The sequence below is a fragment of the Thermovirga sp. genome (genome assembly GCF_017656375.1).
Classification (GTDB): Bacteria; Synergistota; Synergistia; order Synergistales; family Thermovirgaceae; genus Thermovirga.
Genome location: NZ_JACDOB010000002.1, coordinates 87,512 through 108,255, shown reverse-complemented (window position 1 = coordinate 108,255; position 20,744 = coordinate 87,512). Strand labels below are relative to the sequence as shown.

At 42.4% G+C, this 20,744-nt stretch carries 18 protein-coding genes; 16 read left to right on the top strand and 2 right to left on the bottom strand.

Features of this window, described 5'->3' with window-relative positions; translation table 11 throughout:
• Positions 1–20: 20 nt before the first annotated feature.
• The 13 genes from pgsA (at position 21) to H0Z23_RS01905 (ending at position 14,650) form a co-directional block, all read left to right on the top strand.
• A complete protein-coding gene (gene pgsA, locus H0Z23_RS01965) occupies positions 21–560 on the top strand; it encodes a CDP-diacylglycerol--glycerol-3-phosphate 3-phosphatidyltransferase (RefSeq protein ID WP_296867281.1) in 540 nt (179 codons plus the stop codon).
• A gap of 172 nt (positions 561–732) precedes the next feature.
• Entirely contained in the window at positions 733–2,124 is a 1,392-nt protein-coding gene (locus H0Z23_RS01960; protein ID WP_296867280.1) for a tryptophanase, read from the top strand.
• A gap of 137 nt (positions 2,125–2,261) precedes the next feature.
• The gene (secA, locus tag H0Z23_RS01955; RefSeq protein ID WP_296867279.1) at positions 2,262–4,946 is read left to right on the top strand and encodes a preprotein translocase subunit SecA; all 2,685 of its coding nucleotides are present in this window, start codon (positions 2,262–2,264) and stop codon (positions 4,944–4,946) included.
• The gene (locus H0Z23_RS01950) at positions 4,947–6,815 is read left to right on the top strand and encodes a hypothetical protein (RefSeq protein ID WP_296867278.1); all 1,869 of its coding nucleotides are present in this window, start codon (positions 4,947–4,949) and stop codon (positions 6,813–6,815) included.
• Between the two features lie 20 nt (positions 6,816–6,835).
• Complete coding sequence (gene argS, locus H0Z23_RS01945; protein WP_296867332.1) at positions 6,836–8,515, top strand: arginine--tRNA ligase; 1,680 nt, start codon at positions 6,836–6,838, stop codon at positions 8,513–8,515.
• 2 nt (positions 8,516–8,517) lie between these two features.
• On the top strand, positions 8,518–8,823 hold the full coding sequence (locus H0Z23_RS01940) for a septum formation initiator family protein (RefSeq protein ID WP_296867277.1): 306 nt from the start codon (positions 8,518–8,520) through the stop codon (positions 8,821–8,823).
• A gap of 77 nt (positions 8,824–8,900) precedes the next feature.
• Entirely contained in the window at positions 8,901–9,182 is a 282-nt protein-coding gene (rpsF, locus tag H0Z23_RS01935) for a 30S ribosomal protein S6 (RefSeq protein WP_296867276.1), read from the top strand.
• Positions 9,183–9,194: 12 nt separating this feature from the next.
• Positions 9,195–9,683 (top strand): single-stranded DNA-binding protein, encoded by a 489-nt coding sequence (ssb, locus tag H0Z23_RS01930; protein WP_296867275.1) that lies wholly within the window; start codon positions 9,195–9,197, stop codon positions 9,681–9,683.
• A 33-nt stretch (positions 9,684–9,716) separates the two neighbouring features.
• Positions 9,717–9,953: a 30S ribosomal protein S18 gene (gene rpsR / locus H0Z23_RS01925; RefSeq protein WP_296867274.1), complete on the top strand. Its 237-nt coding sequence runs from the start codon at positions 9,717–9,719 to the stop codon at positions 9,951–9,953.
• A gap of 122 nt (positions 9,954–10,075) precedes the next feature.
• On the top strand, positions 10,076–11,026 hold the full coding sequence (locus H0Z23_RS01920; protein WP_296867273.1) for a YybS family protein: 951 nt from the start codon (positions 10,076–10,078) through the stop codon (positions 11,024–11,026).
• 7 nt (positions 11,027–11,033) lie between these two features.
• Positions 11,034–11,480: a 50S ribosomal protein L9 gene (gene rplI / locus H0Z23_RS01915; protein WP_296867272.1), complete on the top strand. Its 447-nt coding sequence runs from the start codon at positions 11,034–11,036 to the stop codon at positions 11,478–11,480.
• Between the two features lies 1 nt (position 11,481).
• A complete protein-coding gene (dnaB, locus tag H0Z23_RS01910) occupies positions 11,482–12,837 on the top strand; it encodes a replicative DNA helicase (protein WP_296867271.1) in 1,356 nt (451 codons plus the stop codon).
• A 25-nt stretch (positions 12,838–12,862) separates the two neighbouring features.
• The gene (locus H0Z23_RS01905; protein WP_296867270.1) at positions 12,863–14,650 is read left to right on the top strand and encodes an O-antigen ligase family protein; all 1,788 of its coding nucleotides are present in this window, start codon (positions 12,863–12,865) and stop codon (positions 14,648–14,650) included.
• A gap of 43 nt (positions 14,651–14,693) precedes the next feature.
• On the opposite strand, the gene H0Z23_RS01900 is transcribed toward H0Z23_RS01905, so the two are convergent.
• A complete protein-coding gene (locus H0Z23_RS01900; protein ID WP_296867269.1) occupies positions 14,694–16,805 on the bottom strand; it encodes a glutamine synthetase III in 2,112 nt (703 codons plus the stop codon).
• 168 nt (positions 16,806–16,973) lie between these two features.
• Positions 16,974–17,624, bottom strand: a complete 651-nt coding sequence (locus H0Z23_RS01895) for a GntR family transcriptional regulator (RefSeq protein ID WP_296867267.1) — start codon at positions 17,622–17,624, stop codon at positions 16,974–16,976.
• A gap of 99 nt (positions 17,625–17,723) precedes the next feature.
• Here H0Z23_RS01895 and H0Z23_RS01890 point away from each other — a divergent pair, with 99 nt between their 5' ends.
• Genes H0Z23_RS01890 through gcvPA form a run of 3 tightly spaced genes read left to right on the top strand, consistent with a single transcriptional unit; the run spans position 17,724 to position 20,742 of the window.
• Positions 17,724–18,515 carry an SDR family oxidoreductase gene (locus H0Z23_RS01890; protein ID WP_296867265.1) on the top strand — a complete coding sequence of 264 codons (792 nt, stop codon included), beginning with the start codon at positions 17,724–17,726 and terminating at the stop codon, positions 18,513–18,515.
• A gap of 36 nt (positions 18,516–18,551) precedes the next feature.
• Positions 18,552–19,319, top strand: coding sequence for an SDR family oxidoreductase (locus H0Z23_RS01885; RefSeq protein ID WP_296867263.1), 768 nt, complete (start codon positions 18,552–18,554; stop codon positions 19,317–19,319).
• A 31-nt stretch (positions 19,320–19,350) separates the two neighbouring features.
• Positions 19,351–20,742, top strand: a complete 1,392-nt coding sequence (gene gcvPA, locus H0Z23_RS01880; RefSeq protein ID WP_296867262.1) for an aminomethyl-transferring glycine dehydrogenase subunit GcvPA — start codon at positions 19,351–19,353, stop codon at positions 20,740–20,742.
• Positions 20,743–20,744: the final 2 nt, after the last annotated feature.

Sequence of the window (20,744 nt, the reverse complement as noted above, 5' to 3'; positions counted from 1 at the left end):
TGGTTAGAGGAGGGACTGTAATGACAACGCTCAACTTGCCAAATACTATAAGCTTGCTGAGGGTGTTTTTGGCGCCGCTTATCATGGTGATTTTAACGCTGCGGATTCAATGGGGAGATTTTTTAGGGTTGCCATATGGAGATTTGCTTGCAGGCGTTATTTTTATAATTGCTGCTTTGACTGATACAGTGGATGGATACATAGCCAGGAAAAAAGGCCTCGTAACAAATTTTGGCAAGTTGGTTGACCCTCTAGCGGATAAGATTCTGGTAACTGCTGTTCTTATAGCTTTAGTTGAGCTGCAGAGACTACCGGCATGGATAGTTGTAGTTATAGTTTCGAGGGAATTTTTCGTTACTGGATTGAGGATGGTGGCTATATCTGAGGGGCGTGTTGTGGCTGCATCAAAATGGGGTAAGGCCAAGACGATCATACAAATTTTAGCTATTCTAATCGTAATCTTTAACCTCCCTGGTGGTTTTTTTGCTATGGTCTTAGCGATGTTCATTACTGTGGCATCCGGGATAGATTACTTTTGGAAATTGAAGGATATTTTTTAGGTGTTTCCCTTTCGGTGGATAGCAAGTCCCCATTAATGTATCATCACTTATATATATTCCATGTTGCGAGATTTTAAATGTTATAATATGGCTTATAGGCAGATAAGTGGAGAGAGACCAGTTAGACCTCCAGAAGAGCAGAAGATGAGAAATAAACAGGGAGGGTTTTGTTATGGTTTCTCCGATTCAACCAGAACCTTTTAGAATAAGGATGGTGGAGCCTGTACGGGTTCCAAATGAGGCAGAAAGAGAGGAAGCGCTAAAAAAAGCCCATTACAACATGTTTGGATTGGCATCAAAGGATATTTACATTGACCTTTTGACTGATTCAGGCACAGGTGCCATGAGTAAGTACCAATGGGCAGCTTTGATGTGTGGAGATGAAGCGTATGCAGGAGCTGACAGCTTCTTCGCGCTCAAGAATGCTGTAAAAGAAGTGTTGGGTTTTGATTACGTAATTCCTACACATCAGGGTAGGGCAGCAGAAAACGTTATTTTTGGGACACTTGTCAAAAAAGGGGATATAGTGCCTTTCAATATGCCCTTTGATACTACCCGTGCCCATATATTCAATAATGGAGCAACGCCGGTGGATTGCGTGATTGATGAAGCTTTTGACCCGGAGAGTGATTATCCTTTCAAAGGCAATGTGGATATTAGGAAGCTTGAAAGGGTTATAAGGGAAAACAAAGACTCTATTCCTCTTATAATGGTGACCGTGACTAACAACTCTGGTGGTGGACAGCCAGTAAGCTTGAAAAATTTACAGGAAGTCTCCGCTATGGCCAAGAAGTATAATATCCCCTTCTTCCTTGATGCTGCAAGGATGGCAGAAAATGCTTACTTCATTAAGATGCGAGAAAAAGAATATTCATCTTGGAGTTTAGCGGAAATTATAAAGGCGATGATGGAGACAGCGGATGGTATCTCTGTTTCGTGCAAGAAGGATCCTCTCGTCAATATAGGAGGCATGATTTGTTGTAGAACGGAGGAGATGTATCATACTCTGTTGCCACGGGTTATTCTCTATGAGGGGTTTGCGACATATGGGGGACTTGCCGGTAGGGACTTGGAAGCTTTGGCTGTAGGGCTCAGGGAAATGACAGATGAACAATATATGGCTCACAGGATAGCTCAAGTCCGTTATCTTGGTGAGATGCTTGAAGAAGGCGGAGTTCCCTTTGTGAAACCTGCTGGAGGACATGCTATATTCATAGATGCCGCGGCATTTTTCCCTCACATCCCCCAGGAATATTTCCCAGCCGATGTTTTGTCCATAGAAGTTTACAGGGAAGGTGCGATAAGAGGTATAGGGTTGGGAGCTTTGGCTTTCGCCACCAAGGACGAAAAGACGGGGGAATTGAAGCTGCCCAAATTGGAACTTTACAGACTTGCTATTAACAGGAGGACTTATACGAACAGCCATTTAGAATACGTGGCTAGGAAGATAATAGATGTGTATAAGAGAAGGGATCAGGTAAAATATGGACTTAAAGTTAAATACGCACCCCCAGTAGAGGGTATACATCACTTCCTTGCCCATTTGGAACCATTCAACCTATAGCAACATAGATGGCCTGTTCGATAATTAGGAAAAGCGGGACCTCAAAAGGTCCCGCTTTTTTGACTGCTTTATGAGAGGGCACTATAATGAAAATCTGATGCATGATTTTGTTTGTTATTTTCGTAGAGGTGAATAGTATGTTTGAGACTCTGATAAAAAAGCTTGGCTTTGATAAGAATGAAAGGCATTTAAAAAGATACAGAAAAATAGTGGAAGCAATAAATCGTTTGGAACCTGAAATGGAGAAACTGTCGGATCAAGAACTCTCTGCTTTAGGGAACAAATTTAAGGAAAGAGCCTTGGTAGGAGAAAGCCTTGACTCAATGCTTCCGGAAGTTTTTGCTGCTGTGAGGGAGGCTTCAAAAAGGGTCCTTGGCTTAAGGCATTTCGATGTGCAGCTTATGGGCGGCATTGCCCTTCATGAGGGCAAGATAGCTGAGATGAAAACAGGTGAGGGGAAAACGCTAGTTGCTACACTACCGGTAGTTTTAAATGCCCTTTCAGGCAAAGGAGTTCACGTTGTTACGGTCAACGATTACTTGGCCAAAAGAGATGCTGAGTGGATGAAGCCCATCTATAATTTCTTTGGACTCAGCGTAGGTGTAATTTATGCTTTCATGGATAACCAGGAGAGGAAAGAAGCGTATCTGGCAGATATAACATATGGTACCAACACTGAATTTGGGTTCGATTATCTCAGGGACAACATGGCACTGCACTCATCCCAGTTAGTTCAGCGAGGCCACGAGTACATAATCCTTGACGAGGTGGATTCAATCCTAATCGATGAAGCAAGGACTCCATTGATTATCTCTGGTCCGTCGGAAGATAATGTGGAAATATATAAAAAAGCCAATGATGTAGCACTTCGCCTTAAGCCTCAGATTCACTTCGAGATAGATGAAAAGGAACGCAATGTAGCCCTTACAGAAGATGGGATAGCAGAATGTGAAAAGTTGCTTGGGGTGAAGAATCTATTTACTGAGTATCACAATTCAGAGTTAGGGCACAGAGTTGTTCAAGCGCTGAAGGCACATTATCTGTTTGAAAAAGATGTTCATTATGTTGTTAAAGATAATGAAATAGTTATAGTTGACGAGTTTACTGGGCGCCTTATGTTTGGGCGCAGGTATTCTGATGGTTTGCATCAAGCCATAGAAGCAAAAGAACGAGTGCCCATCGGAAGAGAAAACCAGACATTAGCGACCATAACGCTGCAGAACTATGTTCGAATGTATCGCAAAATAGCGGGTATGACAGGAACAGCTGCTACTGAGGAAGAGGAATTTAAGGAGATATATGGGCTTGAAGTAGTGATTATTCCTACAAATAGGCCTATGATACGCCAGGATTATCCTGATGTTATATTGAGGACAAAAAAAGAGAAATTCGCTGCAGTTGCGGACGAGATAGAAGAAACTTATAAAACTGGCCAACCAGTTTTAGTAGGCACTACTTCCATAGAAAATTCAGAGCGCCTGAGCAAAATACTCAAAGCCAGAAAGATCCCTCATCGTGTGCTGAACGCTAAGTATCATGAAAAGGAGGCTTATATAGTAGCACAAGCTGGTAGGTTGCACGCCGTCACTGTTGCTACCAACATGGCAGGTAGAGGTACAGACATAATTCTTGGAGGGAACCCGGAATTTCTCGCTCGAGAGGAAATGGAAAAAGCGGGATTGGACCTTTCAGAACATAAAGAAGAGTATGAAAAAATATTGAAAGAAAAGATAACCGAGTGCCAAAAAGAACACGAAAAGGTAGTCGAATTAGGTGGATTAAAGGTTATAGGTACCGAGAGGCATGAATCTAGGCGGATAGATAACCAGCTTAGAGGTAGAAGTGGAAGGCAAGGAGATCCTGGCTGTAGCAGATTTTATCTTTCTTTGGAGGATGATTTGCTTCGCTTGTTTGGTTCAGACCGAATTGATGGATTGATGCAAAAGTTGGGAATGGAAGAAGGAGAGTCCATAGAGCATGGTCTGATATCAAAGGCTATAGAATCAGCACAGAAAAAAGTAGAACAGTATCACTTCGACATAAGACGTCAGCTCTTAATGTATGACAATGTGATGAACCAGCAAAGGGAGGCAATTTATGAGGAAAGGCGCAACATACTGATCGAAGAGGATCTTACTGAAAGGGCTGTACAGATCATAGAGGATGCCGTTAAGAGCATTCTGTCAGGCGTATTTCCAGATGGGGGAGAACCCCAAATAGAGGCAGTATCAATAAAGCTTAAAGGCGTTTTTGGGCCTGGGGTGGAAAAACCCCTCCTGGAAGTTAAGGATCCTCAAGAATTAGAGACCGTTTCTGAAAAGATAATAGGTAAATTGAAGGAAAAGTTTAGGAAGAAAGTAACTGAAATGGGAGATGCTACAGCGAACGAGGTTATAAGGTTTATTTTTCTTCATGTGCTTGATAGTGCGTGGAAGGAACATTTATTGGCTATGGACGAACTCAGAAGGGGTATAGGCTTGAGAGCTATAGGGCAGAAGGATCCTCTACTGGAATATCAATTTGAGTCTTACAATTTATTTACCGAGATGACAGAAAGGGTCAGGTTGAATATAGCGGAATACCTGTTCAGAGTTTCTGTAGTCAAAGAAGAAGAATCTAAAGGCCCCGGTAAAATAAAAGAAAGTAAAGATTTATTGCCCATAGGAATGATGACTCCTACCCAAAGAAAAGCCCAAGAGCTAGGTGGAGCCCAGACGGGTAAGAGTCAGCCTATACGAAAGGGCCCCAAAGTGGGTAGGAACGATCCATGTCCGTGTGGTAGTGGAAAAAAGTACAAACATTGCTGCGGAAAGGGTAAGTAGATGCGTTTTAAAGACAGAAAGGACAGATATAAGATGGAGAGGTTATTTTCTTTTAAACAGCCGCTGCTGTTAGTTTTGCTTTTCTTGTTGGTTTTTGGGTTAGCTCCTACCGCTAAAGCTTTGGATGTGGAGAAGGATTTGCTGAGATTGCTTACAGAAGCCCCTTCTTCCGATTTATTCGATAAGACAGAAGGGTTAATTTTATTGAGGGAGATAAAATATAACCTTGCAGCTGACGGCTCGATGGAACGTACGACTTTTTTGGTGGTAGAGGAAGTTACTCGCCTTTCTGAAGTTTGGCCTGAGCTTGAAATAACTCCACCTGAAGGAGGAAAACTGGAGATTTTGGAGGCTTCTCTTTTTAGGCGAGATACGTTTAAAAAAGCCCTGCCCCTGCTTCCCGCATCTGCCTTTGGAGAAAGGGAAACTCCAGTTTTAGTGAGGGTTCCCAATAGTTTAAATGGCAATGTTATGGTCCTGGGGTTTAAGCAAATATGGCCTAGACGAGTAAACATTGAGGATAGGGTAGATTTGTCGTTATCCTTACCACAATGGGAGCAGAGAGTAATTGTGGAAATCCCTAAGGGAAGTAATTTTTATTGGAAGACCGTAGGTGTAGATGCCCCAACTATGGAAAAGGGAACCTTAAAAGATAGATATGAGTGGACTTTGATTGATTCTAGCTCCAAAAAGTGGAATTCTGTTTTCGTTAATAATGAGCCGGTTATTGTTTTTAGCATGCGAGAAGGAACAAAGAGAGCCTTAGAATCGGGTTACGAGTATTTGAGAAACGAAGCAAAAAGGTTATTGCCAGAATATGCTGAAGGTAATGCTCGTAAGTTTAAGGGTGCGGAAGTGGGTTTAAAGGTTTTGAGTGATTTAAATTCTAAAATTTTAAAGAGTTTGGATATTTCGGGGGCACTGCCAACAGGCTACCTTTTTGAAAAAGGTAAATTGACACCTTGGCAAGCTACTGGATTGGCCTGGAAACTTTTAGAGCAAATAGGTTGGAAGGTAAGCATATTTTTCTTACCTGCGGTGGGCACAAAGGACGAGGTGCCTGGTACGTTGGCGTTGTGGGAGGCTCCAATTATTCATGTTGTGCCTCCGGGAGGTAAAGACTTCTTTTATAAATTTGGGCAGTTTACAAGCCCTGGGATAGTTACACCAGAGTTGTATGGGAGAACTATTTTGGGGTTAAAGGATGGAGAGATAATAAATGAAACTATAGATGCTCGGCCTGCAAAAAAACATAAACTTTCTTTTCTCTGGAATTTGTCTTTGGAAAGCGATGGCAGAGCAGAAGGCGTGTTGTCTATAAAAGCTTCGGGAGCTTGGGTATCTGATCTGTTAGAAAAAGGCCTTACTGAAGAAGGTATTAAGAAATTTTTAGAGCATGTAAAGTTTCGAAACGTTCCGGGCATTGATTTGAGAGGAGCTAAAATAGAGTCTAAAGGCTTGACATTTAATATAGATTTACCTGTGAACGTCAATATTGGGATAGCAAATGAGGGAAGACTGCTTTTGCGCTGGCCCATGGTATTCATGCCTTGGCAGGAAGAGCTTGCCAATATGAAGGAGAGTGTCGAGATAAAACATCCCTTTGTGTTTGAGCAGAGTCTAAAACTGAGGTTGCCCGAAGGCTATAAGGTTTTAACCTTGCCAAATGTCAAGTCCTATGAAAAAGAGGGGATAAGCTTTATAGAAGATATCAAAGTGCGTGATAAGGGATTGAAGCTTGAAGGTGGGACCAAGCTGATTGTTTCCAGACCTCCTTTATCGGAGGAAAAGCTTGATGTTTTGAGGGCCTTAATGACCAGGTATGCGAGGTGGCAGGATTTAACTGTTCCCCTCCAGAAAAAACCTTAAGCGGGGTGAGAATATAAATGATGACAGGACCATCAGATATTTTGAGGGAATTAATAAGAGATGCGGTACTTGAATTGGCCGACGAAAGAGGTATTAAGATTGAGGAGTCAGTGGAAGTAGAAGTCGAAAGACCTAAAAGAGAGGAACATGGAGATTGGGCTACAAATATCGCTTTACAGTATTCGAAAGTGTTTGGAGAGAAGCCAAGAGATTTAGCTATGGGCATTGTCAATAAGTTGGGAAGTAATCCGTATATAGAAAAGGCAGAGGTTGCGGGGCCAGGCTTTATTAATTTTACCCTTTCTAGAAAATGGATATCAGAGCTGTTGATTAATGTCATCAAGGACGGCCCTGATTTTGGCAGAGTGAATGTGGGAAAAGGAAGGAAAGTTCAGGTTGAGTTTGTAAGTGCGAATCCTACTGGACCTCTACATGTTGGCCATGGAAGAGGTGCTGCTGTTGGAGATGTGTGTGCTAACATTTTGGCCTTCGCAGGGTGGGATGTGCAAAGGGAATATTACATAAATGATGCTGGTCTGCAAATAGACCTTTTGGGTAAGTCCACTCAGGCTAGATATTTTGAAATATGTGGCGAACCAGGAAAGGCTCCCTTCCCTGAAGATGGATATAAAGGGGCGTATATATATGAATTAGCACAACAAATACTTGATGAGGAAGGGAATCGTTTTTTGGAAATTCCTCCCGAAGAATCATTGCCCTACTTCAAGGATTATGCCTGCAGAGTAATATTGGAAGGCATAAAGAAAGATTTGGCGGATTTTGGCGTCAATTTTGATATGTGGTTTTCTGAAAAATCATTGTATGAAGGCGATTTGCTTCAAAGAACGTTGGAGACGTTGAAGAGCAACGGATACGCTTATGAAGCAGATGGTGCCACGTGGTTCAAGGCCACTGCTTTTTCAGATGATAAAGACAGAGTTCTTATAAGGAGCAATGGTGCTCCTACCTATTTCATGTCTGATATTATGTATCATAAAAACAAGTTTGATAGAGGGTTCGACATGGTGATAGACGTGTGGGGAGCGGATCACCATGGTTACATCCCAAGGATGAAAGCTGCTGTGCAAGCTCTTGGTAGATCACCTGAGGATTTGCAAGTGCTCCTTATACAATTTGTCAATCTTTTGAGGGGCGGGAAACAAGTATCTATGTCTACCCGCTCAGGAGAATTTGTGACTTTGAGAGAAGTAATGGAGGAAGTCGGTGTCGATGCAGCAAGGTATTTCTTTGTCATGAGAAGATCCGATAGCCATCTTGATTTCGATCTGGATTTGGCAAAAAGCAGTACTAATGAGAACCCCGTCTTTTACGTTCAATATGCTCATGCCAGAATACACAGCATATTCAGGGAAGCAAAATCTAGAGGAGTGTCAATGCCTGAAAATTTAGAGAGCGTGGATTTTTCCTTGCTTAGTTCGCAAGAAGAAGTTTCTTTGATCAGGAAGATAGGTTCTTTCCCTGAGGAAATGGCTAAAGCCGCAGAGGAACTGGCGCCTCACAGGGTGACGTTTTATTTGTATGATATATCTAGTGCTTTTCATAGTTTCTATAATGCCCACAGAGTTTTGGGAGTTGAGCCAGAGCTCGAAAAAGCCAGGCTGTGCTTGGTGGAGGCGTGTAGAGTTGTGATAGCTAACTCGCTGAAACTTTTAGGGGTGTCGGCTCCGGAGAAGATGTAGCCATGATTAGGTTGCGCTGGGTCCTTTTGTTTGCTTCCATAGTATGCCTGGTTGCAATAATGGGGACAGCGTACTTTATGGAAATAAGAAAGATAAAAAGGCTCTCGCGACTATTAGACTCAAAAATGGAGTACCTGGTAGAGTTGAGCAGGAAAAATCAGGAAATGGAAGAAAAACTAAAATTTTACAGCACCCCAGAGGGGATAGCCAGGTTGGCGAGGGAACAGTTTAATATGACTTTCCCTAGTGAAAAATTTTATAAAATAGAAATAGTTTCTGCCGATGGGTTGTCCAAAGATAGCCCGTAGCGTATAATACATATCTGTGTTTCCCTGTCTCTCTAATATTAAGAGAGACCTAAGTCCAAAGGGAGGAGGTGAATAGCGTGCGACCATACGAGATGATGGTTATTCTTGAGCCTGAAGTTGAGGATCATAAGGCTCTTGTTGAAGAGCTGCAAGAGGTCGTGCGAAACCTGGGAGGAGAGATAGGTAAAGTCGATGTTTGGGGTAAAAAGGCCTTGGCTTATCCTATCAAGAAGAAAACAGAAGGATATTATGCTGTTTTTGAGTTTAAGCTGGATCCCTCTCAGATTGCGGAGCTTGAGAGGATTATGAAGCTCCGCTCGCAAGTGATGCGTCACATGGTTGTTCTCAATGAGGACTAAGGAGTGATATTTTTGGCCCGTGGATTCAATAAAGTCATTTTGATGGGCAACCTTACAAGGGACCCCGAGGTTAGATATACTACATCTAACCAGGCTGTTGCTAAGTTGACTGTTGCGGTTAACAGGATCGGCCGCAGCAGGGATGGAGAGGTTTTAGAACAGGTAGATTTCATACCTGTTGTTGTGTTTGGAAATCAAGCCGAAAATTGTGAGCGCTATCTTAGAAAAGGTCGCCCGGTTCTTGTGGAAGGCAGGATTCAGGTTAGAACCTATGAGACTGGGAGTGGAGAAAAAAAGTGGGTTACTGAAGTAGTAGCTCAATCAGTTATATTCTTAGGTGCCAAAAGAGATAGCGTCGAGCTTGATGATGCAAATTCTCCTTCAGTTGAAAAGAGAGTAGGAAGCCTGAGGGAAAAAGATTTTGGTGTTGAATTCCCCATGGATTTCTCGGAAGTGTCCTCAAATTCAGAAGAAGAAGGAGAAATAGATATACCCTTTTAGATTATAAGTTGATTCTTGTAAAGGAGGTTAATTATGGCCTATCCTCAAGGTAGAAAGAGAAGAAAACGACCTAAAGTATGTTTTTTCTGTGTGGATAAGGTAACAAAAGTTGATTATAAAGATATAGATAAGCTCAAGAAGTACATGAGTGACAGGGGTAAGATTATCCCCCGTAGGGTCACTGGCACATGTGCTAAACACCAGAGGCAGCTCACCACAGCTATAAAACGCGCCAGATTTATGGCATTGCTACCATATATAGCTGAATAATTAAAAGATACAAGCAAGAAGGTTGTTCAAAGGTATTGGATCGTTGTTATCAAGGGGGGAAGTGCGAGCTTCTCCCCTTGACTGTAGTGAAGATAATAAGAAAACAGCCAAGGGGAGGAGTTATGAAAAGGCCTAGAGAAATTGTAGAATCTTCCTTGTTAATAGCACTTGCAGTAGTGCTTTTTCTTGCAAGCTATGTTCTTCCGGTAGTGGGTATGGTGTTTGCTTTTTTGTGTCCCGCGCCATTAGTTGTTTTGGGATTGCGCCACAACTTGGCGAGAGCTTTGCTAGGTTTGGTTGTTGCGACGATTCTTGTCAGTCTATTTGTGGGTATTAGTGGGGCTTTCTTTTTTGTGCTGAGTTTTGGTGTTCTTGGAGTAGGATTGGGTTTCCTTTCCAAGCGCTATAGAAACTCAGTTGAGATCATTTTATATGGGGTTCTAATATCCCTTGGTGGCAAATTGCTTCTGATGATTATCTTGGCGAAACTGACAGGAGTCAATCCTTTTGATGTTCACCCAGAAGAAATGATGTCCATAATAGATAAAGTAGCCTCAATTTATAACGACATAGGGATGTCAAAAGAAGCTTTAAATACGGCAAGAGCGCAGATGGCGGCTACGCTGGCTATGATCCCTAAAATATTTCCAGCCTTGCTCATAATGGCTTCGGCGGTGGATTGTTTTTTGAGCTATGGTGTGAGTAGATTGGTTTTACGTAGATTGGGTAGCAATGAATTGCCCCCTATAAGGCCTTTTGGGCGTTGGTCTTTCCCTAAAAGCATTTTCTGGGTTTTCTTGCTTTCCGGAGTTTTGAGCTTTATGGGATTTAGTGGCAGCTTTCCAGAACTTTTTTTGCGAATAGGTTTAAACTTGAGGCTTCTTTCCAGCGGTCTTTTGATGTTACAGGGTTTGTCTGTTTTTTGGTTTTATATGTCGTATAAAAAAATCAAAAAGATTATTAGGCTAGTTTTGGTAGGGATAGTTGTTTTATTCCCTTTGTTAACGCAAATTATTTTAATATTAGGTATTATAGATATGTGGATTGATTTAAGGGCTAAAATAGGGAGGTAGATGTACCATGAAATGTATTTTGCTTGAAGATGTTCCCAAATTAGGTAAAAAAGGTGAACTGATAGACGTTTCTGATGGCTATGGGAGAAACTACCTGATACCTAGAGGACTTGCCGAAGAGGCGACTCCCGCAAAGCTGGCGGAGTGGAAACAGAAACAGAAGTCCCTAGCGTTAAAGGAAAAGAAGCTTAAAGAAGAAGCTTTGGCTTTGCAGAAAAGGCTAAATGGTAAAGTTGTGAAGATTTCAGTAAGTGCTGGTGACAAAGGAAAACTATTTGGAAGTGTTACATCATCTCATGTAGCTAAGGCACTGGAAGAGCAGCTTGGAGTAAAAATAAGCAAGAAAGACATTAAGTTTGAAGGGAATGTAAAGGAAATAGGCCAATACTCATTTAGCGTAAAGTTATATCCAGGGGTAGAAGCCCAAATGACCATGTTGGTGGAGGCAGAATAAGTTGGCAGATAAGCTTTTTGAAAAAGTTCCACCTCATAACCTTGAAGCAGAGAGGGCAGTCTTGGGGGACTGCTTGTTGGACGCTGATGCTTTGACGCTGGCTGTAGACTCATTAAGAAGCGATGATTTTTACGATGCGGTGCATAGGCTGGTTTTTGATGTTATTTGCGAGATGTCCTCTAAATCCAAGGCAGTGGACCCCTTGACCGTAATGGAGGAACTATCTAAAAAGAATCTTCTCGAGTCGGTAGGAGGGCAAGCTTTTATAGCCGAACTGGTCGATGCTGTTCCTACAACCGCGAATGTGGAATACCACATCAGGATCGTAAAGGATAAGGCTGTACATAGGAGGCTTATTCAGGTTGGAACAGAAATAGCAAAGATGGGATATGCAGAGGATAAAGAACTAGAGGAAATCTTGGATGAGGCAGAAAGGGCTGTATTTGAGGTAACACAAAGTGGCAATAAGGCATTTTTTAGAAGAATAAGCGATGTTCTTGCGCCAACTTTTAAGAATATAGAGGAGAGATTCCATTCACCTTCTGCTAAGGTCAATGGTGTGCCCTCAGGATTTAATGATTTCGAGAGTTTAACTGGCGGTTTTCAGCCTGGAAGCTTAAATATTTTGGCGGCAAGACCGTCCATGGGGAAAACTGCCTTTGCTTTGGGGATAGCCCTTAATGCTGCTGTTGAGCATTCCATTCCAGTTTTGATATTCAGTTTAGAAATGAGTGCTGAACAGCTAGTTTTAAGGATGTTGGGGTCTAGAGCAAAAATAAACATACACGATTTAAAAACTGGGGTGTTCCATGAAAGCAGCTGGCACGACTTGGCAGAGGCCGCAGGCGAACTTTCGGGTGCGCCTATTTTTATAGATGATAGCTCTGTCCTTTCAACACTGGAGCTCAGGGCCCGGAGCCGCCGTTTTAAATCTCAGTACGTAAAAGATGGCTTGGGTTTGATAATAGTGGACTATCTTCAGCTCATGCATTTGCCCAAAAGAATCGAAAACAAACAGCAGGAAGTAGCGGAGATATCTCGTTCTTTAAAGGCAGTCGCAAGGGAGTTAGATTTGCCCCTCATGGCCTTATCCCAACTTTCAAGGGCAGTAGAGCAGAGGAACGAGAAGAGACCTCAACTTTCGGATCTCAGGGATAGCGGAGCCATAGAGCAAGATGCGGACTTGGTGATATTGCTTTACAGGCCAGGATACTATGAATCTCCTAGTGGGGAGTTGGAAGATCCCACTGCAGAAGTCATTTTAGCCAAACACAGGAATGGACCAACTGGCACGGTAAACCTTATTTTCCAGAAGGAATACGCAAGGTTTGTTAACAAGGCTTTTGAATCTTATTAGGTACAAGTTTCAAGGAGGTAAGGATTTGCGGCGCTCATTAAATGGATCATTAAAGATTAAAGGAAAAAGTACTGCAAAGCTGATAAATCAAACAATTCTGTTTTTATGTCTTTTTGTTTCCCTAACGATTCCGAATATTATTTTTTCAGGTGCAAGTTGGTATCAGTCACTGCATCTCATGAAATGGGCGGTGGCGTTTATACCTATTGGCATAGCCTCTGTGTTGGCAGGAGCCAATATGTTGATAAAAGGAAAGAAGAAATTAAGCTTGGAAATGGAGCCCTTTGGTGTGGTTTGGCTTTTCTTGATTTTGTTTTTGACTCTACAGCCTCTGTGGGCTCCAATAACTTCCATTCCAACTTTTGTTAGAGAGTGGTTTTTCTTTACAGCTTTATGGGTAACTTATCTCCTTTCTTATCACGATTTTGATGGCAAAAAACTGGATGTTTTGTTATGGTTCGGATCTTTAAATGCCGCTTTAAATGTTCTTTTCGCTGAACTTCAGTTTCGAGGGCTCAGTGGTACATTTCACTTTATATTACCTACACCAGGAAAGTATATAGGGAACACAGGGCAGCAGAACATGTTGGGCCTCTGGGTGGCCATGATGCTTTTTTCATCTGGTTTTTTGTTTTTATTCAGGAGGTACAAATCTCCGTCTAAATGGATATATAAGGCCTTATTGTTGGCTAACGTAGCATTGGTGATTGTCTTGAGTTGGGGATTATGGAATACCACGAGCAGGTCCTCAATCCTTTCATTTTTTACAGGTCTTGGGGTCTTGTTACTAGTGGGCTCAAGGATAATAGATAAGGTTTCAATAAAGGGAGAGCTAAGAAAAAGGGTATTAATTTTGATATTGATTTTAGCAAGCACACTAGTTGGGACTTTGCTTTATGGTAGAGGTGGCGCCTTTTTGGAAAAGACCAACAATATGTTGACCCAGGTAGAAGAAGTCGGGAAAAGAGACAGCATATGGGCCACTGCTCTAACCATGTTCAAGATGCATCCACTGACTGGTGTGGGGCTGGGGCACTTTAAGTGGAACTATTTAGAAGCTCAAAAGGAGATGCTCAAGGTATATCCGGACAAAGAGTGGAAGTTTACTCTTTGGGCACATAATGAAATTTTTCAGTGGTTCTGTGAAGTCGGCTTGTTTGGAGGACTTGTTCTAATTGGTTTGGGATGCTTTTGGCTTTGGCATTTTATGAGGGCCGTGTTGAGTAAAAAGGTTCTTTCGTTAGAGGCCTTGTGGGCCTGTGGCTTGTTGTTTCTGATCTGGTTTGATGCTCTGTGGACTAGGCCTTTCCATCGAATAGAGGATGCTCTATGGGTAGCTTTTGCTTTTGCCATTTCGAACAGGGAACTTTTACCTAAGAATTTTGAATGGACAGCGATAAGAAGAGACTACATGGTTAGAGTTTTGGGAGGAGCAATACTTGGATTTAGCTTGTTAGGAATGGTTGCTTTTGCAGGTGCCATGAGAGGCGATAAGTTTATATTACGCTCAATAAAATCAAAGAACCCGGAAATATCTAGACAGCTCCTAGAGAAAGCATCAGGATGCCTTTTGGTCAGAGACCTTGCAGAGAAAGCGTTGGCTTATCACTACCTTGAAAGAGCCAAATATTCTGGTAAAGTGGAAGATTTGGTTGAAGGCATGAGCAGATTGCAGGAATGTTTCAATAAGGAGCCTCATTCTAAGGAGCTGTACAGGCTTATTTATCTATATAAAGCTTTTGGCGATAAGAAAATGTTGGAAAGCCTGATAGGTTATGCGAATCCTACTAGTTTGGATGAAGTGTTGAAGTGAAGGTAGTTTGTGAATCAACTTTCACTTCAACACTGTTGTTTGCTTAATCTAAATTAAGGAGTTCCCTGTATCTGGGGTATGGCCAGTATTCCGAGGCAATTGTCTTTTCCGCTGCGTCGCACATTCCCCTTATGCCTTCCACAAAAGGCAGAGCGTCGCTGGTTAGAAATTCTGATCTGGCATCTGTAGACATTCCTTGAGCTTTAGTTCGAATATCCGAAAGCCTTTTTACGGATTTAAGTAATGCATTTTTTATCTCGCATATGCTCTCCAATTGCTCCTGCCAGTCGGGAAATTGTTTTTCTACGAAGTCTATTGCTTTAAGAGCAGTTCCCTCAAGGCAAACTTGTTTGGATATGGCTGGTAGCACCCCTTCCCACACCATTGATTCCATAACGGTCATTTCTATTTCCAGAGTTTTGTTGTATTGCTCTATTTTCGTTTCGTAGAAGGAAGCTATTTCTCTTTCAGTCATTATCCCAAGAGAACTCAATAATTCCATATGTTCAGGCTGCAAGTAAAGCCTTAATGCGTCATATGTAGTCTCTGCGATGGGGAGCCCCCTTCTTTTTGCCTCCATAATCCATTCTGGAGAATAACAATTTCCTTCAAATCTAACGTTTTTGCTTTCTATGACGACCCATTTGATGGCGTCCAAAGCTGCGTCAGCTATGTCCGTAGAACCTATTCTTGATTCAATCTTTTCAAGCATTTGGTCCATACCCCAAGCCCATACCGCTAAAATCATGGTCAGCGGTCCAGCTGGAGATTGGGATGCACCGGGAGCGCGGAATTCGAATTTATCTCCAGTGAAAGCCAATGGGGCAGTTCTGTTCCTATCTGTGTTTTCTTTCCGGATAGTAGGCAGCCTGTTTAACCCTATATCCAACAATCCCTTAGATGGCATTTCTTCTGGCAAGCCTTTTTCTATCTGTGCCATAATTTGAGTCAGGACGTCTCCCAAGTAAACACTTATAATTGCTGGTGGCGCCTCATTGCCACCCAGGCGGTGCATGTTACCAGGAGTAGCTACTGATGCTCTTAAAAGCCCACCATATTTGGCTACGCCTAGAAGCAAAGAGGATAATAAGGTAAGAAACTGCAAACTCTTTTTCTGGTTTGTTGGGGGTTTTAGCAGATTCCTTCCTTCGCTATCGATCAATGAAAAATTCATGTGTTTTCCGCTTCCATTTATGCTTGGGAAGGGTTTTTCGTGTAGCAACAGGCGTAGGCCGTGCTGTCTTGCAATTCTTCTCATTTGTTCCATCAATATCTGGTTTTGGTCGACTGCCAGGTTAGCCTCCGAGAATTGAGGGGCAAATTCAAATTGACACGGGGCGACCTCGTTGTGTCTTGTTTTAAGTACCATTCCTAGTGATCCCATCATTTCTGCTACATCTTCCATGAAGGCTAACACGCGAGGATGGATGGATCCAAAGTAGTGATCTTCCATTTGCTGCCCCTTGGGTGGCAAAACACCCATTAGTGTCCTACCGCAGAAAAGTATGTCTGGCCTTTTTAAGCTAGTTTTTGCATCTATAAGGAAGAATTCTTGTTCAGCTCCCATAGTGACCTTTACCCACTTAACGCTTCTATTCCCAAAGATTTTAAGGAGTTTGAGAGCCCTATTTTCTACAGCGGTAAGCGCTTTGAGTAGGGGAGTTTTCATGTCAAGTGGGGTGCCGTCATTGCTTATGAAAACGGAAGGGATACATAAAGTGCCACCTTTTTCTGAAGGTATAACAAATGCTGGGCTTGAAGGATCCCATGCGGTATATCCTCTTGCCTCGAAAGTCGACCTCATCCCTCCTGAAGGAAAGGAAGAGGCATCTGGTTCACCCTGTATCAAATCTTCTCCTGCGAAAGTTTCAAGGGGGATGCCTTTTTGGGCATCAATGCTCAGGAATGAAGAATGTTTTTCAGCAGTCAATTCAGTTCTAGGGTGAAACCAGTGGGTATAATAAGTTGCTCCCCTTGAGATTGCCCACTCTTTCATGGCTGTGGCGACTACTTCAGCTACATCTTCATCTAAGCGAAGACCTTCCTCGATAGCGCTCTTAAGTTTCTTGTAGACTTGCTTGGGGAGCCGCTCCAACATCGCGCGGTCATCAAATACATTTATAGCAAAATTCTTTATAGTTCTAGCTTCTGCCATTATAAGTCCTCCTATATTGATAGTTAGAATATTATGGGGACTTTATACTACATCCAGTAAAATTTTGCAATAAAAACCGGCTAGAAATTGCAAAATTTAGCTTTTTGGGCTGCAAAAAATAATAAATTCATGTGTATACGCAAAACAAAACAGTGTTTCCACCAAAAACTATTTGACTTTTAGAGCTTCTGCGGAGTGCAGGATGTGATGTTCCATTAGATTTTGTGCAAGTTTTTTGTCGCCAAGCCTAAAGGCCTTTACAATCTCTCGATGTTCCTCTAGGCTGGGGTTTGTATCGAAATCAAAGAAAGATTCGTAGAAGACCATGAAGACATATATGCGGGACAGTACGTTGTCAACATATTCCACGAGAAGGCCATTGCCGGAAGCTTCGGCTATTATGTGGTGAAATTGTATATTTATTCTGAGATACTCTTCCAGATCCCTTTTTACAAATATTCTTTCTTCTTCTTCTATAGCTTCCTCCAATTTGCATATTTGTAGAGGAGTTATTTTGCCTATGGCCTTGGTTGTTGCTATTTGTTCCAGATAGTTTCGCAGCTCAAAAGCGTCATTTATTTCTTGTAGAGAGGGGGATACGAGTCTGGCGCCTGCATTGGGCATTATAGTAACTAACCCCTCATTTGCAAGTTTGCGAAGGGCCTCCCTGACAGGGGTCCTGCTGACGTTAAGTTTTTTGGCTATTGAAGACTCCGGTAGCCTCTGCCCAGCTTTCAGCTTTTTTAAAAAGATGTCTTTTTTTATGGACCTGTAGACGTATTCTGCAGCAGTTTCATAATTTCCTTGAGGATTATTCATAGGGTACCCTCCTTAATTAAACTCACAAACAAAGATTTTACAACAAAATGTCTATTGACACTTTTAGGAAGTTGTTGTAAAACGTATACGTAGTATACCATGTATACAAACATTAGAAAAGGCTCACAAGGTGAGGTGGATGAGATGTATTCAGATTTGAAGGGGAAAAGGGTAGTAGTTACAGGTGGTGCAAGTGGCATAGGTTTAGCTACTGCGAGGAGGTTTATTTCCGAAGGATGCAGGGTTGTGGTCTTGGATAAGGATGAAAAGGCACTAGAGCTATTGAAAGATTCCTTGCCGGAATTAGAACTTGGCATAAAAGCCGACGTTAGCTCTTCTTTAGAAGTTGCCGCGGCGTTTTCTACTATTGACCAAGCAATGGGTGGGCTTGATGTCTTGATTTCCAATGCAGGCATAAGTGTCAGAAATGAATTTGTAGACATTGAGCCTTCACAATGGGATAAGGTATTAGGAGTAAATCTCAAAGGAATGTTTTTGTGCTCAAAGGAAGCAGCAAAAAGGATGCTGCATCAGGGTAGTGGGGTTATACTCATGACTGCATCAACTAACGGCATGGAAGGTCATCCTCTTTACGCTGACTACAATGCATCAAAGGCAGGAGTGATACTTTTAGCAAAGACTATGGCTCTAGAATTTGCCCCCACAATCAGAGTGAATTCTATAAGTCCTGGTTACGTTCTTACTCCCATGCAAAAAGCCGAGTACACCCCAGAAATGTTGGAGCAAGTGAATCAAAAGATACCTTTTAAAAGGCATGCTCAACCGGAAGAAATAGCGGCTTTGTTTGCCTTCCTTGCTTCTTCAGAGGCTTCATATATCACAGGGGCTAACATTCCCATAGATGGTGGAGAAACAGCAGGTTTGATTTAAGCATAAAAAGTTAATGATAAAAAGGAGGAATGGAAGATGAAGGACGATAAAATGTTCAGCCTTAATGGGAAAGTAGCCGTAATAACAGGAGCTGCCTCAGGGATAGGAAGAGGTTGTGCTGAATTTCTTCATGAGATGGGTGCTTCGGTTGCAGTTGTGGACGTTTCTTGTGACAAAGGGGAAGAAGTGGCATCAAAGCTTGGCAAAAGAGCAAAGTATTTTTTCTGTGATGTTACGGTTGAACAAAGTTGCACAGAGTTGGCAGAGGCCGTAGCAAAACATTTTGGCGGAATTGATATTTTGGTGAACTGTGCAGGGGTTATTCGAAGGAAGAGCGTGGAGGAGTTGGAAGAAAAAGATTGGGATGCGGTGTTGGATGTAAGTTTGAAGGGTACGTTTTTAGTTTCGAAGCACGTTATTCCTTACATGAAGAAAAGAGGTGGAGGGAGCATAGTAAACATAGGTTCTGGTTGGGGAATAAAAGGAGGTCCTAAGGCTGCTGCGTATTGTGCGGCTAAAGGTGGGGTTGTAAATCTTACGAGAGCTATGGCGATAGATCATGGGCCACAAAACATAAGGGTCAACTGTGTCAATCCTGGAGACACTGATACTCCTTTATTAAGAGATGAAGCTCGTCAACTTGGAATTGATGAACAAGAATGGCTTAAAGAAAGCGCACAGAGGCCATTGGCAAGATTAGGAGAACCAAAGGATATAGCAATGGCAGTTTATTTTCTCGTCAGCGACCTGTCTAGATGGATAACTGGAGCCAATCTTGTCGTTGACGGTGGTGGAACTGCCTAAAGCACAGACTTTCAAAAAGGAGGGACAACTTATGGAAAAGAAAAAAATAGTCTACCCCTATATCCCCAACTCAGAACCTAGTGTCCAGAAGGAGATGCTAGAGGCTATAGGCATAAATGACATAGAGGAACTTTATAAGTGCATACCGGAAGAGGTTAAATTTAAGGGTTCCATGGGGCTTCCAGAGCCATTACTTTCTGAATGGGACCTTAAGCGGCATGTAGATGGCATGATGAGCAAGAATGCATCTTGCTTGGAATATTTGAGTTTTCTTGGTGGGGGGTGCTACCAGCACCATGTGCCTGCCATATGTGATGAGGTAAATAGAAGATCGGAATTTTTGACTGCTTACGCAGGCGAACCTTATGAAGATCATGGGCGTTTCCAAGCTCTTTTCGAGTACGCAAGCATGATGGCTGAGCTTGTGGATATGGATGTGGTGAACGTGCCCACTTACGACGGCTCCCAAGCTGCAGCCACGTCGCTGAGGATGGCTTCCAGGATCACAAAAAGGGACAAAGTTCTTGTAGCAGGTAATTCCAGTCCGGACAGACTACGAATTATAAGGAACTATTGTCATCCAGGAGTTGAAGTAGAGATCATACCATTTGATCCAAAAACGGGAAGGCTTGATTTAGATGCTTTGAAGGAGAAGATCAACGATGGCATTGCTGCTGTTTACTTTGAAAATCCCTCGTTCTTTGGCACCATAGAAACTACGGGGCAAGCGATTGCGGAAGCGATACATAGCTCAGGAGGACTTTTGGTAGTTTTTGTTGAACCCAATTCCTTGGGAGTTTTAGCCCCGCCCAGCAGATACGGCGCTGACATAGTTTGTGGAGATTTACAAAGCCTTGGCCTTCATATGTATTACGGAGGGGCAAGGGCTGGTTTTATTGCGACCCCAGACGAAGAACGATTTGTCATGGAATATCCTTCCAGACTTTTCGGAATAGCGCCTACGTCTCACAAAGAGTGGGGCTTTGGTGATGTGGCTTGGGAAAGAACCTCTTTTGCCAAGCGAGAAAATGCAAAGGAATTTGTTGGTACAGCTGCTGCTCTTTGGGCCATAACTGCTGGAGTATATTTGGCGCTGATGGGACCTAAGGGCATGGAGGAACTTGGAAAGGGTATTTTACAGAGAACTCGTTATGCAAGAGACCTCTTGGCGAAAATCCCTGGAGTAAAACCCATGTTTGACCAAACTCCAGCATATAGGGAGTTCGTCATGAATTTTGATGATACGGGAATGAAGGTCAAAGAAATCAACGAAAAATTGCTGGAAGAAAAAATATTTGGTTGTGTTGACCTTAGTGAAAAATTCCCTGCTTTGGGTGAATGTGGCCTTTTCTGTGTGACGGAAATTCATACTGCTGAAGATATTGAGTTTTTAGCAAGAGCGATAGCCAAAGTTGTGAGTTAGAT

What these genes read in the sequence shown, in the direction of transcription:
- H0Z23_RS01895 (WP_296867267.1), bottom strand. Translation starts at nt 17,624, where the DNA reads ATGAATAATCCTCAAGGAAATTATGAAACTGCTGCAGAATACGTCTAC.
- H0Z23_RS01900 (WP_296867269.1), bottom strand. Translation starts at nt 16,805, where the DNA reads ATGGCAGAAGCTAGAACTATAAAGAATTTTGCTATAAATGTATTTGAT.
- H0Z23_RS01890 (WP_296867265.1), top strand. Translation starts at nt 17,724, where the DNA reads ATGTATACAAACATTAGAAAAGGCTCACAAGGTGAGGTGGATGAGATG.
- H0Z23_RS01950 (WP_296867278.1), top strand. Translation starts at nt 4,947, where the DNA reads ATGCGTTTTAAAGACAGAAAGGACAGATATAAGATGGAGAGGTTATTT.
- H0Z23_RS01960 (WP_296867280.1), top strand. Translation starts at nt 733, where the DNA reads ATGGTTTCTCCGATTCAACCAGAACCTTTTAGAATAAGGATGGTGGAG.
- pgsA (WP_296867281.1), top strand. Translation starts at nt 21, where the DNA reads ATGACAACGCTCAACTTGCCAAATACTATAAGCTTGCTGAGGGTGTTT.
- gcvPA (WP_296867262.1), top strand. Translation starts at nt 19,351, where the DNA reads ATGGAAAAGAAAAAAATAGTCTACCCCTATATCCCCAACTCAGAACCT.
- H0Z23_RS01885 (WP_296867263.1), top strand. Translation starts at nt 18,552, where the DNA reads ATGAAGGACGATAAAATGTTCAGCCTTAATGGGAAAGTAGCCGTAATA.
- H0Z23_RS01920 (WP_296867273.1), top strand. Translation starts at nt 10,076, where the DNA reads ATGAAAAGGCCTAGAGAAATTGTAGAATCTTCCTTGTTAATAGCACTT.
- argS (WP_296867332.1), top strand. Translation starts at nt 6,836, where the DNA reads ATGACAGGACCATCAGATATTTTGAGGGAATTAATAAGAGATGCGGTA.
- rpsR (WP_296867274.1), top strand. Translation starts at nt 9,717, where the DNA reads ATGGCCTATCCTCAAGGTAGAAAGAGAAGAAAACGACCTAAAGTATGT.
- H0Z23_RS01940 (WP_296867277.1), top strand. Translation starts at nt 8,518, where the DNA reads ATGATTAGGTTGCGCTGGGTCCTTTTGTTTGCTTCCATAGTATGCCTG.
- rplI (WP_296867272.1), top strand. Translation starts at nt 11,034, where the DNA reads ATGAAATGTATTTTGCTTGAAGATGTTCCCAAATTAGGTAAAAAAGGT.
- secA (WP_296867279.1), top strand. Translation starts at nt 2,262, where the DNA reads ATGTTTGAGACTCTGATAAAAAAGCTTGGCTTTGATAAGAATGAAAGG.